Origin of the sequence: Kocuria sp. PD6 (genome assembly GCF_031844145.1) — a bacterium.
GTDB classification, from domain to species: Bacteria; Actinomycetota; Actinomycetes; order Actinomycetales; family Micrococcaceae; genus Kocuria; species Kocuria marina.
The window spans coordinates 52124-68204 of record NZ_JAUZUS010000004.1 but is presented as its reverse complement, the minus strand read 5'-3'; the positions used below and the strand labels follow the sequence as shown (position 1 = coordinate 68204).

At 69.9% G+C, this 16081-nt stretch carries 14 protein-coding genes; 4 read left to right on the top strand and 10 right to left on the bottom strand.

What is annotated here, in order from left to right:
- The first annotated feature begins 10 nt into the window (after positions 1-10).
- Entirely contained in the window at positions 11-259 is a 249-nt protein-coding gene (locus Q9R22_RS04755) for a WhiB family transcriptional regulator (RefSeq protein ID WP_019309413.1), read from the top strand.
- A 79-nt stretch (positions 260-338) separates the two neighbouring features.
- Here Q9R22_RS04755 and Q9R22_RS04750 read toward each other — a convergent pair whose 3' ends face one another.
- The 3 genes from Q9R22_RS04750 to Q9R22_RS04740 are packed head-to-tail and all read right to left on the bottom strand — an operon-like array spanning position 339 to position 4222.
- On the bottom strand, positions 339-1922 hold the full coding sequence (locus tag Q9R22_RS04750; protein WP_131332636.1) for a sensor histidine kinase: 1584 nt from the start codon (positions 1920-1922) through the stop codon (positions 339-341).
- 21 nt (positions 1923-1943) lie between these two features.
- Positions 1944-3563 (bottom strand): AAA family ATPase, encoded by a 1620-nt coding sequence (locus Q9R22_RS04745; RefSeq protein ID WP_311254096.1) that lies wholly within the window; start codon positions 3561-3563, stop codon positions 1944-1946.
- Positions 3560-4222 (bottom strand): SAF domain-containing protein, encoded by a 663-nt coding sequence (locus Q9R22_RS04740; RefSeq protein ID WP_311254095.1) that lies wholly within the window; start codon positions 4220-4222, stop codon positions 3560-3562. The genes Q9R22_RS04745 and Q9R22_RS04740 overlap by 4 nt, the downstream gene beginning before the upstream one ends.
- A 227-nt stretch (positions 4223-4449) precedes the next feature.
- Here Q9R22_RS04740 and Q9R22_RS04735 point away from each other — a divergent pair, with 227 nt between their 5' ends.
- Positions 4450-4665, top strand: a complete 216-nt coding sequence (locus tag Q9R22_RS04735; RefSeq protein WP_085107605.1) for a helix-turn-helix domain-containing protein — start codon at positions 4450-4452, stop codon at positions 4663-4665.
- Positions 4666-4689: 24 nt separating this feature from the next.
- Here Q9R22_RS04735 and Q9R22_RS04730 read toward each other — a convergent pair whose 3' ends face one another.
- A complete protein-coding gene (locus Q9R22_RS04730; protein ID WP_085107607.1) occupies positions 4690-5256 on the bottom strand; it encodes a hypothetical protein in 567 nt (188 codons plus the stop codon).
- Positions 5257-5434: 178 nt separating this feature from the next.
- Here Q9R22_RS04730 and Q9R22_RS04725 point away from each other — a divergent pair, with 178 nt between their 5' ends.
- Positions 5435-6262, top strand: a complete 828-nt coding sequence (locus tag Q9R22_RS04725; RefSeq protein ID WP_311254094.1) for a hypothetical protein — start codon at positions 5435-5437, stop codon at positions 6260-6262.
- Positions 6263-6441: 179 nt separating this feature from the next.
- Positions 6442-6891: an Rv3235 family protein gene (locus Q9R22_RS04720; protein ID WP_131332632.1), complete on the top strand. Its 450-nt coding sequence runs from the start codon at positions 6442-6444 to the stop codon at positions 6889-6891.
- Positions 6892-6913: 22 nt separating this feature from the next.
- On the opposite strand, the gene secA is transcribed toward Q9R22_RS04720, so the two are convergent.
- The 6 genes from secA to mtrA form a co-directional block, all read right to left on the bottom strand.
- The gene (gene secA, locus Q9R22_RS04715; protein WP_396415665.1) at positions 6914-9739 is read right to left on the bottom strand and encodes a preprotein translocase subunit SecA; all 2826 of its coding nucleotides are present in this window, start codon (positions 9737-9739) and stop codon (positions 6914-6916) included.
- 222 nt (positions 9740-9961) lie between these two features.
- A complete protein-coding gene (hpf, locus tag Q9R22_RS04710) occupies positions 9962-10666 on the bottom strand; it encodes a ribosome hibernation-promoting factor, HPF/YfiA family (protein WP_131332630.1) in 705 nt (234 codons plus the stop codon).
- Between the two features lie 82 nt (positions 10667-10748).
- Positions 10749-11636: a ComF family protein gene (locus Q9R22_RS04705; protein WP_131332629.1), complete on the bottom strand. Its 888-nt coding sequence runs from the start codon at positions 11634-11636 to the stop codon at positions 10749-10751.
- Between the two features lie 94 nt (positions 11637-11730).
- Entirely contained in the window at positions 11731-13521 is a 1791-nt protein-coding gene (locus tag Q9R22_RS04700; protein WP_242670638.1) for an LpqB family beta-propeller domain-containing protein, read from the bottom strand.
- On the bottom strand, positions 13518-15383 hold the full coding sequence (gene mtrB, locus Q9R22_RS04695; protein ID WP_131332628.1) for an MtrAB system histidine kinase MtrB: 1866 nt from the start codon (positions 15381-15383) through the stop codon (positions 13518-13520). The genes Q9R22_RS04700 and mtrB overlap by 4 nt, the downstream gene beginning before the upstream one ends.
- The gene (mtrA, locus tag Q9R22_RS04690; protein WP_131332627.1) at positions 15380-16066 is read right to left on the bottom strand and encodes an MtrAB system response regulator MtrA; all 687 of its coding nucleotides are present in this window, start codon (positions 16064-16066) and stop codon (positions 15380-15382) included. Before mtrA ends, mtrB begins: the two co-directional genes overlap by 4 nt.
- Positions 16067-16081: the final 15 nt, after the last annotated feature.

The window sequence follows — 16081 nt, the reverse complement described above, 5'->3', positions numbered from 1 at the left end:
CCGTGCCGTCATGGATTGGCGTAGTCGCGCAGCTTGCCTCGAAAAGGATCCCGAACTGTTCTTCCCGGTGGGCAACACCGGCCCCGCCCTGTTGCAGATCGAGGAAGCCAAGGCCGTGTGCCGCACGTGCGAGGTCATGGACACGTGCCTGCAGTGGGCCCTCGAATCCGGCCAGGACGCCGGTGTGTGGGGCGGTATGAGCGAGGACGAACGGCGTGCGTTGAAGCGCCGCGCCGCCCGCGCCCGCCGCGCCTCCTGAGTCCGTTCCCCACGGCGGCCCGTGACCTGCTCCCACGAGCGGGTCACGGGCCGCCGTCGTCCGCGGCCGGCTGGGCGTGTCAGGAGCGCCCGGACGTCGCTCGCGGGAACCGGGCGGTGATGATCACGCTCGTCCCACCCCCGTCAGCGGGTTGCCACCGGATGCCGCCCTGCAGCTCACCGGCCACGAGCGTGCGCACGATCTGCATCCCGAGTCCCTCGCCCTCCGCGGGTGGGCGGTAGGCGTCCACACCGGATTCCTCGATCACGGCGTCCCCCATGCCGCGCCCGTCGTCGTTGATCGCGATCTCGACGACGCGGTACCTCTCCCCCGCGTCCGTGACCTCGTCCTGCCGGTGCGTCACCGCGAGCTCCACGGTGCCGTCCCGGTCCTTGAGCCCATGCTCCACGGCGTTGGCCACGATCTCGTTGACCACGAGGGCCACGGACGTCGCGCTCTTGGACGGCAACCGCCCGAACCGGCCGCTGACCCGGGTGCGCACGTGCTGGCCCGCGGAGGCGGTCTCCACCGCGAGTTTGACCTGGTGGCGGATGAGGTCGTCGAAGTCCACGTCCTCCGAGATCTCGTGGGACAGGGACTCGTGCACGCGCGCGATCGCACTCACGCGCCGCATGGCCTGCTGCAGGCCGTTGCGTCCCTCGTCGGAATGCATGCGCCGGGACTGCAGGCGCAGGAGGGCGGAGACCGTCTGCAGGTTGTTCTTGACCCGGTGGTGGATCTCCCGGATCGTCGCGTCCTTGGACACGAGCTGCAGGTCGCGGCGCCGCAGTTCCGTGACGTCCCGGCACAGCAACAGCGCCCCGGTGCGTTCCGGGCCCTCCCGCAGCGGGATCGCACGCAGCGTGGCGGAGGCCTTGCCGGTGGCCAGTTCCGCGCGCCACGGCATGGTCCCCGCGAGCACGGGCGCCAGGGTCTCGTCCACGCCCGGGGCGGTCAGGGGCAACTGGCGTGCCACGTGCAACAGGTTCTGCCCCGTGATGTCCCCCGCCAGACCCAGCCGCCGGAACGTGGACAGACCGTTGGGGGAACAGAACTCGACGGTCCCCTCGGCGTTGAGCCGCATCATGCCGTCGCCCACGCGCGGGGCGCCCCGGCGGGAATCGGTGCGCACCGCGAAATCCGGCCACGTCCCCTGGTTCGCCATGCGCAGCAGGGCCGAAGCCAGCTCGTGGTACACGAGTTCCATGCGGGACGGCAAGCGGTCGTGCTGGGGGTCCGCGGTGAGACTGAGGACGGCGATCGTGCGGTTGTTGCGCACGAGCGGCACGAGGGTGACCGACCGCGACGCGAGGCTCGACCACTCGGACGGACCGGCCCGTTCGATCCGCCGGTCCACCCACGCCCTGCGCAGGGTGAACGCAGCCTCGCCACCCACGACCTCCCCCACCATGTCTTTCTGGTAAGCGGTGGGTCCCGTGGTGGGCCGGGCGTGCGCCAAGACGAGGAACTCGCTGCCCTCACCCGGGATCGGATCCCCCGTGGGGCTCTCGGCGGCGGGGATCACGTCCGCGGGGAAGCACAACAGCAGGTCCCCGAAGCCCAGGTCCGCGACCATCTGCCAGTCCCCCACGAGCAGGTGCAGCCACTCGGCGTCCCCGGCGTCGAAGTCCGGGACAGATCGCAACGGATCCGTGAAGGCCATGGAACGCTCGCTTTCCGATGCTCAACCGCGGCGCAACCACGCGCCCATCCGACGCCCCAGCCTAGTCCCCGCCGGGCCCGCTCCCGCGCCCACGGGTTCTGCCGCGCCCTCGTGTGCATCGGGCTCACGCATCCGCCGCACGAGCTCCGCGAGCCCACTCATCTCGTGACGTAGCGTGCTGCGTGGCGCTGTCTCCGAGAGCACAGCACCGGCGAGCAGGGCGTCGTCGCACGCTTTGGCGTCCCACGAGAGGGTGTGGGCCACGGGGTGCCCGGGCGAGAAGCGCTCCCAGGCCTCCCGCACGGACTCGGCCGCGGAGCGACCGGTGGCGGCGGCGCGCAGTTTGTTCATGACGACGACGATCCGCGCGTCCGGTGCCGCGTCCAACAGGTCCGGCAGAGCCTTGACGAGCCGCGGTACGCCGAGGGTGTCCGCTGCGCCGAGTGCTATCACCACGTCCGCGGCCGCGACCGCGGTCAGCGTCCCGGCGTTGCGCCGCGGGGCCATGAAGTCGGAACTGATCTCCTCGTCGGACTCGAGGCCGGAGGCGGTGTCCACGACTACGGCGTCGTAGTCCTTCCGGGCACGGTCGAGCACGAGGTCCAGGGCGGAACCCCGGATCTCGGGCCAGCGGTCGTAGCGGGTGATCCCGGTCAGGACGTCCAGCGAGGCGCCCGCGACGGACACCGTGCTCGCGCAGCGTCGCAATCCCTCCCGGTCCAGCCGCGCCTGGTCGACGAGCCGGCACGCCTGCGCCAGCCCCGCGGCTTCGTCCAGCATCCCGAGGCTCGCCGCGACCGAGGCGGCGTAGGTGTCCGCGTCTACGAGCAGCACACGCCGCCCGAGCAGGGCAAGTTCGGCGGCGAGATTGAGCGAGGTGACCGTGCGGCCGGGCGCTCCCATCGGTCCCCACACGGCGATCACCCGGCAGGCTTCGGCATGGTCGAGGGCGTCTGAGTCATCGAGGTCGTGCGCCGTCGCGGGATCGCCGGATGACCCACCGGGCACGGCAGCCCCCGAGCCGAGTCCGGCGGCGTCGGGGCCGATGTGCCCTTCCCCATGGGTGCTGTCCGGGGAGGATGCGGAATTCGCGACTGCTCGGCCCGCGGCTCGCCCGGCTGCTCCTTCGCGCGACGTCGGCCCGTCCGCGGGTGCATCAGTCGCCGCCGCGCTGTTCGATACCGCTGCTTTCGATGCCGTTCCCTTTGACGACGTTCCTCTCGACGCCGCTTCACGCTCGGGTGCCGGGCGTTCGCCCGGCGCCGCAGCGCCGTCGTCCCGCACCGACGACGGCGAGCGTGCGGGACCGAGCATCGCGCGGGTGATGATCCGGGCCAGCTCCTCCCCGGTGGCGTCCGGGGGCACGCTGTCGACACCCAGACGCTGCACGCGGGACTCGTCGTGTCCCTCGACCACCAGGACCCGCAGGTCGTCGGTCTCGAGTTGATCGAGCAGGCTCGCGGTGAGCTCCTCGGCACCCTCCGCGACGAGCGCCACGTGGGCCATGCGGGTGTGGGCGCATGCGAGCAGCTCGGCGAGGTCCAGACAGCGCCGCACCACCGTGACGTCCCCGTGCAAGCGTTCGAGCCGGTCCACGAGCGGCCACGTGCTCGTCCCGAGCGTCACCACCGAGATACTCACGAGCCGGAACCCGCCGTGTTGAGCACCAGGGTCACCTTGGCGTCGTTGCCGAGCGCATCCACGAGCGGACCCACTTGGGCCTGCGTGACGAGCACGTAGACCGTGGCCGAGGCGTTACCGCCAAGCGCCGTGTCCTTGGTGTCCACGCGCGCGATCTCCGCGCCCGTGACGAGTTTCTCGGGCGCCCCGTACCCGCGCCCCGTGGGTTTGGGCTCGGCCACCCACACGTCCACGTGGGACCCCGCCTCCGCCTGGGCCGGCATGGGGGTGGTCAGGGCGATCCCCACGGGTGTGCGGTCGAGCTCGTCCGCGGTGCCCACCGCCGCAGCCGGCACGAGTTGCCCGCGCGCCACGCGCTGGGTCACCACCGCGTTCTCCCGCAGTTGCCCGTCCGCGACGTACTGCGCGGAGGAATCCTGCAGGTGTGCGTCCACCGTGCCCAGGTCCTCCCGCGAGATCCGTTGCCCCACGGAGAGGTCGTTGGCCGCGACGTAGTACGGCTGGGTACGGTTGGCCGTGGCGACCAGCAGGATCACCCCCAGCACGGAGAGAAGGACCAACAGCAGCCCCACGAGCAGCCGCGGATCCCGCCAGGACGGTTTGCGGAATCGTGCGGCCGTGGACCGTCCCGAGCGCTCGAGCGCCGCGGTGCTCCCCATGCTGACATCCTTTCGTGATGCGCCGGCCCCCGCCGGCTGCACCCGAGTGTGCCGCGTCGCACACCGCGCTGGGAAGTGTGACGAACGACCTGTGGACGGAGGTGGCCACGTGTTCATTCCGCCCAGGACCTGTTGATAACCCGCCGCCTACCCCCTCACGTGGGACAATGACGAGCGAACCCCGATGAAACAGCATGCAACGGCACCTAAGAAAGTGATGGACCGGAATGTCCCAGCAGCGATTCCTCACACTCGCGGACGTCGCCGAGATCCTCTCGATCTCCGTCCCGCAAGCGCGTGCCATGGTGCGTTCGGGGGAGCTCCCCGCGATCCAGGTGGGCGGCCGGGGGCAGTGGCGCGTGGAGACGGTCAAGCTGGAGGAGTACATCCAACAGGGCTACGAGCGCACCGAGCAAGCGGTGCGTGAGGGCACCCTGCACTGACACACCCTTGGGACGCCGGGCGACTCACCCCGCATCGAGGGACGAGACCAGCGCCACGGCATGGAACCCCACCGTGCGCACCGCGGTGACCGAGCTACGTCGGCGGAACTGGTCCTGCGGGTGCACCGCGACGTCGAAGAAGTCCTGACCCACGGCGTCCACCGTGCCCTCGATCTCCCCGTGACGGGATTCGTCCTGCAGCACGACCCGCACGTGCACGCGCGCGGTGCTGAGGGCGCGCAGGACGTGGCCCATGCCGAGCCTGCGGATGGTCGAACGTTCCGGGAGCACCTCGAAGCGACGCGGTAGTCCCTCCCACCACACCACGCTGTGCAGTGGGACCAGGTGCTGGAGGTGCCGCTCGCGCACCACAACCCAGCCGGAGCCCACGTCCGCGAGCTCTCCCTCCAGGGTGTCACCGCGCGCTGGGCGCAGCCGCACGGGACCGCCGCGGTGTGCCGCGAGCCGCTCGAGCAGCGTGAGTCGTGACAGCTCCGCGCGCGCGGTCTCCACGGCCTCCTGCTCCACGAGCCGCACCCTGGCCTGCTCGAGTTGGGCCTCCATGTCCTCGAAGAGGTCGTCCCAGCGCATCCGCCACCGTCCTTGGGTCTCGGGGTCCTGAGGTCACGCTACGGCGTGCAGGGGCCGGCTCCGCGTCGGATGTCATGTCGACATGAATGCAATTGCAACGATGATTGACAGCCGACCGAGACCGCTGAATGATCTAGAAATGTCAAACGGCATCAAACAGCACTATTCGGAGGCAAAGATGTCTACGATCCATCGATCGGCACCTTCCACCGGCACCCGCTTGGCCGCCGCGTGGCTCGGCGTCCCCGTGCTGGCCGGGGCGCTGGGGGTTCTGGGCCTCGGATATGCGCAGACTCTGCGCGCCACAGGATCCGGTCAAGACCCCGACCTGTTGGTCGCGGTGGTCGCGGCGGGTGCGTGCCTCGCCGTGGCCGGGTGGTGGGTCGGTGGACTGGTGATGCTCGCCCTCGCCCGGGCGGCCCGGCGACTGCGCTGGCACGGCCTGGAGCGGTGGGCCATGCGCCTCACGCCCACCCTGGTCGCGCGCACCGCGGTCGCCCTCGTGGGCGTGCAGCTCGTGGTCGTGGCGCCCGCCCACGCCGACGACGCCGCCCTCGACCCCTTCTGGGCCCCGGCCACCGCCGGTACCGAGCAGCTCGCGGAGCCCTCCGCCCCCGCGCCGGAATCCGTTCAGGAAGCTGTTCCCGACACCGCGCCCGGAGCGCAGACGAGCGGCCCGGAAGCGACCCCCGAATCCACGACCGCTCCTGTACGGGCCCCGGAGGCCTCGACCCCGATGCTCGAGCCGGCCAACCCGCCCGCTGGGCAGCGCGTCTCCAATGGCGTCCTCACCGTGATGGCCGGGGACACCCTGTGGGGCCTCACCGAACAATTGCTGGGGCCGGGGGCCACGGACGCCACCGTGTGCCACAACCTCCCGGCGTGGCTCGAGCTGAACGCCGTGGCGCACCAGGGGGATCTGATCCGCCCCGGGGACCAGTTACGCGTTCCGCCCCACCTGCTCGATCCGGCGGGCGCACCGCACGAGGAGCGCTGCACCGGATAGGTCTACCCCAGGCAGGTCCGCCCTGGGATCCATTACTTCAAACACGGCCACTTCAGGACCCGCCCGCGACCCACGCGGGCCCCGGAACACCGTCGGGAACTCGCCTCGCGGCGGGGCCACAACCTCTCTCCATCGTCCCCGGGCCGTCCGGCCCACCCTTCGTCACCGAGGAGCACACCATGAGCATCGCCGTCCCCGAATCAGCACCCCGCACTCCCGCGGGCGGTTACACGTGGCGCCAGGACCGCACGGTGGCGGCCCTCACGGGCAAGAACGAGATGGAGCGGGTCGGCGCGATCGCCCGCAGCATCGGGCAAGCCGCGGTGGAGATCCTCGCGGGCACCCGCCCGGCGAACCAACTGTCCCGGTGGACGGAGCCTGAGGTCGTGGAACGCTTCACCCAGCGCGCGGCCATGCTCAAGCTCGTGCAGGAACAGTGCCCGGACCGGCGCGCCGTGTTCGAGGTGCACCGCGCCGCCCGGATCCGGCGGATCCGGGTGTGCAGCCCAGCCCCCGGGTGCTACGAGGCATCCCTCGTGGTGGAGGAATCCACCCGGGCGCGCGCCGTGGCGTTACGGATCGAGCGGATCGCGCGGCAGTGGCGGGTCACCCATCTGGAGGTCGGGTGATCTCGCCGGGTCCAGCCGGGCCTCAGCGCCGCTTGCCCCGCTTCGCCTTGCCGCTGGCCTTGGCGGACTTCCCCCGACGCTGGGCGCGGTTGGCCCCCTCGCCAGCGGAGGTGACACCGTCGGCATCCGAGGCCCCGTTCATCGTCGCCGGCTCGGTGTCCGCCGCAGGCTCGTCGTCGTCGGAGGACACCCGGGGCTCGGACTCCACGGCCGCGCTCGGCGTGCCGTCCTCGTCCGGGGCGGTGTACTGCAGGAACGCGGGACGCTGGGGCGTCGTGAGCTCCACGGCACCACCGTCCGCGCCGGTGCGCTGCTTGCGGACCTCCAGGTTGAACAGCGTCACCACGGTCTGCTCGCGGATGGCGGCCATCATCTCCTGGAACATGGCGTGGCCCTCGCGCTGGTACTCCACGAGCGGATCGCGCTGGGCCATGGCGCGCAGCCCGATCCCCTCCTTGAGGTAGTCCATCTCGTAGAGGTGCTCGGGCCAGCGCTGACCGATCACCGAGAGCAGGACCCGGCGCTCCAGGTTGCGCATGGCCTCGGAACCGAGTTCGTCCTCGCGTTCCTTGTAGGTGACCGCGGCGTCCGAGAGGATCTGCTCCTGGAGGAAGTCCGAGGTCAACCGCGGGCGGCCGCCCGCTTCCTCGAGGACCTCGTCGCGGGTCAGGGAGACGGGGTAGATGGCCCGCAGCGCGGTCCACAGCGCGTCCAGGTCCCAGTCCTCGGGGTGACCCGTCCCGGTGTGCTCCGTGATCACCGACGTGATGACCTCGTCCGTGAACTGCCGGATCTGATCTTCGATGTCGTCGCCCATGAGGATCCGCTTGCGATCCCGGTAGATCACGGCGCGCTGGCGGTTCAGGACGTCGTCGTACTTGAGCACGTTCTTGCGCTGCTCGGCGTTGCGCCCCTCCACCTGGTTCTGCGCGTTGGCGATACCGGAGGTGATCAAACGACCCGTCACGGGGACGTCGTCCGGGGCGATCGCCATGAGGCGCTGCGCCGCACCGGGGTTGAACAGGCGCATGAGGTCGTCCGACAGGGACAGGTAGAACCGGGATTCCCCCGGGTCCCCCTGACGACCGGACCGCCCGCGCAACTGGTTGTCGATCCGGCGGGACTCGTGGCGCTCCGTGCCCAGGACGTAGAGCCCCCCGGATTCGAGGACCTCCTCGTGTTCCGTCTTGGTCGAGGCCTCGCATTCCGCGAGGACGTCGGGCCACCGCGCCTCGTACTTCTCGGCATCGCGTTCGGGGTCCAGGCCGAGTTCGGCCATTTTCTCCACGGCGTTGAACTCGGCGTTACCACCCAGCATGATGTCGGTGCCTCGACCGGCCATGTTGGTGGCCACGGTGACCGCGCCCTTGCGGCCGGCCTGGGCCACGATCGCGGCCTCACGCGCGTGGTTCTTGGCGTTGAGCACCTCGTGGCGCACACCGCGCTTGGCCAGCAGACGGGAGAGGTACTCCGACTTCTCCACGGACGCAGTGCCCACGAGGACTGGCTGGCCCTTCTCGTGGCGATTCTCGATGTCCCGCACCACGGCGGCGTACTTGGTGGCCTCGTTCTTGTAGACCACGTCCCGCTTGTCCTCGCGGGCGATGCCGCGGTGCGGCGGGATGGCCACGACGCCAGTCTCGTACGTATTCATGAACTCGGCCGCCTCGGTCTGGGCCGTACCCGTCATGCCCGAGAGCTTGTCGTACAGACGGAAGTAGTTCTGCAGTGTGATGGTGGCCATCGTCTGGTTCTCGGGCTTGATCTCCACGCCCTCTTTGGCCTCGATGGCCTGGTGGACGCCCTCGTTGTAGCGCCGCCCGGAGAGCACTCGGCCGGTGTGCTCGTCCACGATCTTCACCTCGCCACCCGCGACGATGTAGTCCTTGTTCGCACGGAACAGTTCCTTGGCCTTGATCGCGTTGTTGAGGAACCCGATCAGCGGGGTGTTCTGCGACTCGTAGAGGTTGTCGATGCCGAGCCAGTCCTCGATCTTCTCGATCCCCGGTTCGAGCACGCCCACGGTGCGTTTCTTCTCGTCGACCTCGTAGTCGGCCTCCGGGTCGAGCTTCTGCACGACGGTCGCGAACTCGCGGTACCACCGGTTGGCCTCCCCGGAGGCCGGTCCGGAGATGATGAGCGGGGTCCGCGCCTCGTCGATGAGGATGGAGTCCACTTCGTCCACGATCGCGAAGTTGTGCCCGCGCTGGACGAGCTCCTCCTTGGACCAGGCCATGTTGTCCCGGAGGTAGTCGAAGCCGAACTCGTTGTTCGTGCCGTAGGTGATGTCCGCGGCGTACTGCTCACGCCGGGTCGCAGGGTCCTGACCACTCAGGATCACGCCGGTCTCCAACCCCAGGAAACGGTAGACACGGCCCATGAGGTTGGCTTGATACTCGGCGAGGTAGTCGTTGACCGTGACCACGTGCACGCCCTTGCCCGCGAGCGCGTTGAGGTAGGCCGGCGCCGTGGCCACCAGGGTCTTGCCCTCACCGGTCTTCATCTCCGCGATGTAACCCAGGTGCAGAGCGGCACCGCCCATGATCTGGACGTCGAAGTGACGCTGACCTAGGGTGCGGGACGCCGCTTCCCGCACGGCCGCGAACGCCTCGGGAAGAAGCCGGTCCAGGGATTCGCCGCCCTCGATGCGCTCCCGGAACGAGTCGGTCTCGGCGCGCAGCTCGGCGTCGGAGAGTTCCTTGAAACTGTCCTCGAGGCTGTTGACGGCGTCGGCGTAAGTCCTCAGCCGCTTCAGGACCCGCTTGTCCCCAGTGCGAAGAACCTTTTCCAGGAATGACGCCACGTGTGTTCGCTCCTCCGAGATCAATGGTGGGCACCGGCAGGACATTGGGTGCACCGCCGAACAGTGTACGTGAGCCAGGCTGGACGCCGGCCGCGTGCCATCGCGCCGGGCACCGGGTGGCCCCCGGACGGGTAGCCACCGAATCCCCGATGCCCACTCGGCAGGCGCGGGACGGGCAACGACCAGGTTCCCGCTACCCGCTCGCCGGGCACGGGACGGGCCCGCGACGCGGTCGCGGGCCCGTCCTCGGTGCGGTGCTGTGAATACTCAGGAGGCCTCGGAGTTCGCGGTGTCTGGCTGGTAGGCCCGCGCCTTCTCCTCCCCGGAGCGTCCGTCATTGCTGAGACTGATCACCCCGTACTCCCACCCCTTACGGCGGTACACGGCGGAGGGTTCCTGGGTCTCCTTGTCCACGAACAGGAAGAAGTCGTGACCCACGAGCTCCATCCGGTCCACGGCCTCGTCCACGGTGATCTCGTGGGCGGGGAAGCGCTTGCGCCGGATCTCCACGGGGGTAGGGGGGTCGCTCAGGGGGTACTCGGTGCTGAAGGCCTCGTCCTCGGCCGCCGCGAGTTCTTCCTGGCTGGCATACGTGGGAGTCGGTCCCGAAGGGTCGACGGGCAGCGATCCCGTGGCCTCGTGCACGGCGATGGGCCTCTGGTGCCCGGTGCGGTGGACCTTACGGCGGTCACGCGCCCGACGCAACCGCTCCACGAGCTTGGCGTAGGCCTCGTCGAACGCCGCGAACTTGTCGTCGTTGCGCGATTCGGCGCGCACCAGGGGCCCGCGCCCCACGACGGTGATCTCCACCCGCATGCCCTGGTGGCCGGAGGCGGCGTGTTCCTTGGTGACCTTGACCTCGATGGATTGGACCTTGTCGCCGAGCTGCTGGAAGCGCTCGCTCTTCTCCTCGACGTATTCCTTGAATCGGTCCGGCAGGGTGACGTTGCGGCCTAGGATGTTCAGTTCCATGAGACCCTCCACATCTTGGGGATGACGCGGGATGTGCTGCTCTCCCACACGGGACACCTTCAATGCTTCCCGTGATCTAACGCTAGAGGAAACAACGGGGAAATTCATGGATGACGACATCCGATGATCCTGCGTTCTCCCCCTGTGAACGCCCTACGCGCACCCCCGCGAGGGTCACGACCGCGGGCACCCTGGCCCCGGCCGCGGTCAGGGCGCGGACGGCCTCGGCGGCCGTGGCGCCCGTGGTGAGCACGTCGTCCACGACCACGCACGTGAGTCCCGACATGTCCCGGGCGCGCAGGCTCCCGCGTAGCGCCCGGGTGCGCTGGATCCTCCCGCGGCCCTTCTGGGTGCCGCTCCCGGCCACCGCGCGGTGCGTGAGGGCGGGTGCGATGTGCGACCGCGGGGGCAGGGCCGCGCCGCGCAGCAGGGTGGCGACCGGATCGAACCATCGACGCCGCCGCGCGCGGGCGCTCGTGGGCACCGGCACCCAGTACAGGGTGGGCCTGTCGTCGCCGAGCTCGCGCGCCACGGTCGCCAGGGCTGCCGAGAGCACGGCGGAGAGTACGGGAGCGAGGTCGGTACGGCCGCCGTTCTTGAAGGACAGCACGCACGAGGCGAGTTCGTGCTCGTACTCCCCCGCGACGATGACCCGCACACCGGACGCGGCGAGCGCCGCCGGGGGTGTCACCGGGTGCGGCCGGGCCGTGGCGCGGCGCAGCACGATCCGACACGCACGGCACAGTATGGCGCCCGGGGCGGCACACACCGCGCACGACACCGGTAACACCAGGTCCAGGGCCTGCGTGCACCACCCGCTGACGACCGCGGCCCGACGGTCCCACCGCGCGAGAACCGACGGGCGACGCCACGGTGCGCCGACGGTGCCACTGCCCGGAGCGGCGTCGTACAGCGCGGAACGAGGCACCGCCGAGGAGCGGTACGGAACGACGGGGCGGGAGCGGGTCATGGCACCAGTTCACGGTGCGCGGACGGTGTCCGTCCCCGGTACGGCAGACATGTGCAGCGCGCAGCGCACGGCGCACCCACTCAGGAACGGGTGCTCACCCCGCGAATGCGGTGTCCGTGACCTCTTCGCTCTGCAGCGCCCAGGAACTGCCCGTGAGCATGTAGAGCCGCCCGTCCGAGGCGCCGTACACCGCGGCGGACCCGTTGCCCCCGGCCAGGGAGGTCACCCCGGTCAGGGCAGGCAGCTCGTCCACCTTGCCCGCGATCGTGTACCGGCGGGGCTGCGCGTTGGTGTCCTGGTCCAGGGCACTGGACACGAACTCGTCCGGGCCGATCCACTGGGCGGTGTCCACGTCCACGCCCGTGGCCACGGCATTGCCCTTCGCGAGTTCGGTGGGTCTGCCGGAGGCGTCCCGCACCACGCCCGCGATCCACACGGTGGAACGCGTCGCGGCGGCGTCGGTCGTGACCACGAGCGCCCGGCTGCCCTCGCGGGAGATCCGCAGGGACGCCACGTGCTGGTCGTCGAGCCACGAGGCGGACACGGTGTCACCCTGCCCCTCCGACGACGCCCGCACGACCCGGACGGTCCCGGAGCGGTCCGCGCCCCACACCCACCCCAGGTTGTCGAAACTCGGCCGGGTGGGCTTGTACCCGGACCACCGCTGCCGGGGTTGCTGTCCGGGGGACACGGTGTAGACCGTGGAACCGGCGCTGTCCACAAACCCGAAGGCCCCGGCCTCCACGCCCATTCCCGGTTTGCTGAGCGTGACGCCCTCTGGCAGCGTGAGGTCCGGGATCAGCTCGGTCTGGCCGCCCTGGTAGAACGCGAGCTTGTTGTCGGAGACCCCGATCTGCCGGTTGGGGACGGTCACGGCCTGGATCGGGTCGTTGTCGCTGCCGCCGGAGGTGTCCACCGGGGCGTCGTTGATCCGCAGTTCGACGTCGTCCACGTTCGGGATGGTGCGCAGGGTGGCCCGCAGCTGTTGTTCCATCCGGCGTGCCTGGTTCACCTCCGCGGGGTCGAAGCTCGCGAGCGTGAGGTCCACCGCCGCGGTCCCCCCGGACACCGGCACGGCCGAACGGGACAGCGCGGTACCCTGCGGGATCGCACTGGTCACGGCATTGCCCAGATACGCGGCGGGCCCGCGCATGAGCGCGCGCACCGCCGCCGTGGAGGTCGTGGAGCGGGTCGCGAACCACCGCGGATCCGGAACGAGGTACTTGCTGTCCTGAGCCGAGTAGAAGTAGAGGTTGGTGGGCGAAAAGATCTTCTCGAAGTCCGCTTGCGGGACCACCACGCCGTCGGGCGCCCGGGAGATCCGCCACTGCCCGTCCACCGAGGTGAGCACGAAATCCAGGACGCGTGTGCTGCCCGAGGGCTGCTTGGCGAGCACGCCGCTGGCACTGAGCTCCCCGCTGACCTCCATGCTCGTGCGGAATTCGCCGTCGTTGAGCCGCGGCACCGTGGTGGGCTCCCCCGAGTGGATGAGCACGCGGGTATCCGGCTTCCAGGTCGCGGCGAGCTGCGGTGTGAGGTACTGGCGGGCCACGGAGTAGTCGTCCTGCGCGCCCACCCCGGCGGCCAGGAACCCCTCCACAATCTCCTGGGCCGTGGCCCCCACCCGGGGCCCCTGGGGATTGAAGGGCATCGCGGACTGCTGGGTCTGCTCCGTAGGCTCGATCACCTTGTGCACGGGCCCGGACCGCGGCATGGCCCCGCACGCGGAGAGGGTCAGGCCCAGAACCATCGCGCACGCCAGGCCCGTGTGCCGCGCCCGACGCCGCGTGGTCCCGAACACGACGTCGCTCACCCGGTGCGTGTCCCCGACGGCCCGGATGGCATCCGCCCGATCACGGGTCCGATCGTGGTCTGCGGGATTCATGATTCCTCCGTCCGATCACGGTGTCGCGAGGCGCTCGAGCCCGTGCGTTCTTGTGCCGAGGCGTTCGCATCCGTCGTCGCGGCTGGCTCCCCGGCGGCCACGTCGGCGTCCGAAAAGTCCATGAGCAGCTGGCCCGTGTCCCGGTCCTCGCTCGGGCGCACGGCCGGGGCAGTGAGCTGCAACGAACCGGTGTCGGTGACCCGAGCGGTGGATTCGTTGTGCTGTTCCACGGGTGGCATGGGCAGCGGATTGGGCTGCTCTGGATCCAGCCCCTGGTTCCGCAGCAGGGGCAGGGTGAGCCGGAAGCACGCGCCATTGTCGGGTTCGGCCCACACCGTGAGCGCGCCCCCGTGCAACCGCGTGTCCTCCGTGGCGATCGCGAGCCCCAGGCCCGTACCGCCCACCGTGCGAGCGCGTGCGGGATCCCCGCGCCAGAACCGGTTGAAGACCTTGGTCGTCTGCTCCTCGGTCATCCCGATGCCGTGGTCGCGCACCGCCACGGACACACAGTTCTCGTTGGCGCCCACGTAGATGTCCACGGGCTTGCTCTCCCCGTGCTCGAGCGCGTTGGTCACGAGATTGCGCAGGATCCGGTCGATCCGCCGCTGGTCCATCTGCACCACGCAGCGGGTCAGGGTGGACCGCACCGTGAGCTCCGAACCGGATTCGAGCACGAGCGGCGCGCACGCCTCCACGACGTCGTAGATGACGGTGAAGATGTCCGTGGACGCCATGTCCAGGCGGGCCGCGCCGGCGTCGAACCGTGAAATCTCGAGCAGGTCCGAGAGCAACGAGTCGAAGCGGTCCACCTGGTTGTGCAGCAGCTCGGCGGAGCGCCGGTTGACGGGATCGAAGTCCTCGCGTGCATTGTAGAGCACCTCCGCGGCCATCTTCACAGTGGTCAAGGGCGTGCGCAGCTCGTGGGAGACGTCCGAGACGAAGGTCTGCTGCATGGACGAGAGTTGTTCGAGCTGGGTGATCTGCCCCTGGATGGAATCCGCCATGCGGTTGAACGAACGGCTCAACCGGGCGGCCTCGTTGCTGCCGTGGACCTCCATGCGCACGTCCAGGTCACCCTCGGACAACCGCTGCGACACGCGCGCCGTACTCGAGACCGGGCGCACCACTTCCCGGGTCACGTACCACACGATGGTTCCCACGAGCAGCAACAGCGCGACCATGGACAGCAACAGCACCGCGTGGATCGAGTCCAGGGTGGCCTGCGGGTCCGAGAAATCGTAGACGAAGTACAACCCGTAGCGAGAGTTCTGGTTGAGCTGGACTACGTCCCCGATCACGATGACCGGTTTCTCCGGCTCGTTCTCCGCCATGCGGACCGAGGCCGGTTGCCAGTACGTGCCGTCCCCATCGGCCACGCGCCGTTGCAGTTGTTGGGGCACGGTGGCAGAGGTCATCCACGCGCTCTCGGTCTGCACGCCCACGAACAACTGCCCCGCGCCCTGCTCCAGGGGGATCAGGATCCAGCGGTGGTCGGTGGTGCTCGTGTCCTGGCTCAGCCCGCCCAGCATGGAGTTGATCAGCGCCTGGACCTCGGTGCGGTCGGAGGCGTCGGAGGCGTCGAAGCTCGCCTGGGCGGTGCGGATGTCGCTGCGGGCCTCCTCGAGCACCTGGTCCAGGCGGTCGGTGAACAACCGGTCCGCGATCTGGTGGGACAGGAAGCTACCCGTGGCGAGGAACGCCACGGACGTGAGCGTGAGCGCCACGGCGATCGAGCGAAACTGCAGGGACTGCCGCCAGCGGCGGATGAGCATGCGCCGACCCAGCCGGATCCTGCGGAAGCGTTTGGGTGGACACCGCTCGGCGGGGCTGTGCGCCACGGGTCGCGCCGGGGCGGACGTCATTTATGCGCGTGTCCCCCGGCTTTGTAGCCGATCCCGCGCACCGTGAGGACCACCTCCGGGTTCTCCGGATCGCGTTCCACCTTGGAGCGCAACCGCTGCACGTGCACATTGACCAGGCGGTTGTCCGCGGCGTGGGGGTAGCCCCACACGTCACGCAGCAGCTCGTCCCGGCTGAACACCTGGTGCGGCGAGCGCGCCAGGGTCGCGAGCAGGTCGAACTCCAGCGGGGTCAGGAAAATCTCCTGCCCGGCCCGGGTCACGCTGTGCCCGGTCACGTCGATCACGATGTCCCCGAGCGTGATCTCCTGGGTGGCCCCGCGGTCCATAGGGCGCAGACGCGCCTTGACGCGGGCCACGAGCTCGGCGGGTTTGAAGGGCTTGGGGACGTAGTCGTCCGCGCCGGCCTCGAGCCCGCGCACCACGTCCGCGGTGTCGGACTTGGCGGTGAGCATCACGATCGGGATGTCCGACTCGGCGCGGATCTGCTGGCACACCTGGATCCCGTCCATGCCGGGGAGCATGAGGTCCAGGAGGATGAGGTCCGGTTCGGAGGCGCGGAACACGTCCCGGGCGCCGGCGCCGTCGTAGCAGTAGACGGGCTCGAAGTCCTCGGACGCGAGGATGATGCCGATCATTTCGGACAACGCGGCGTCGTCGTCCACCACCAGGATTCTTGCTTTCATGGCCCGCTTTCGCGC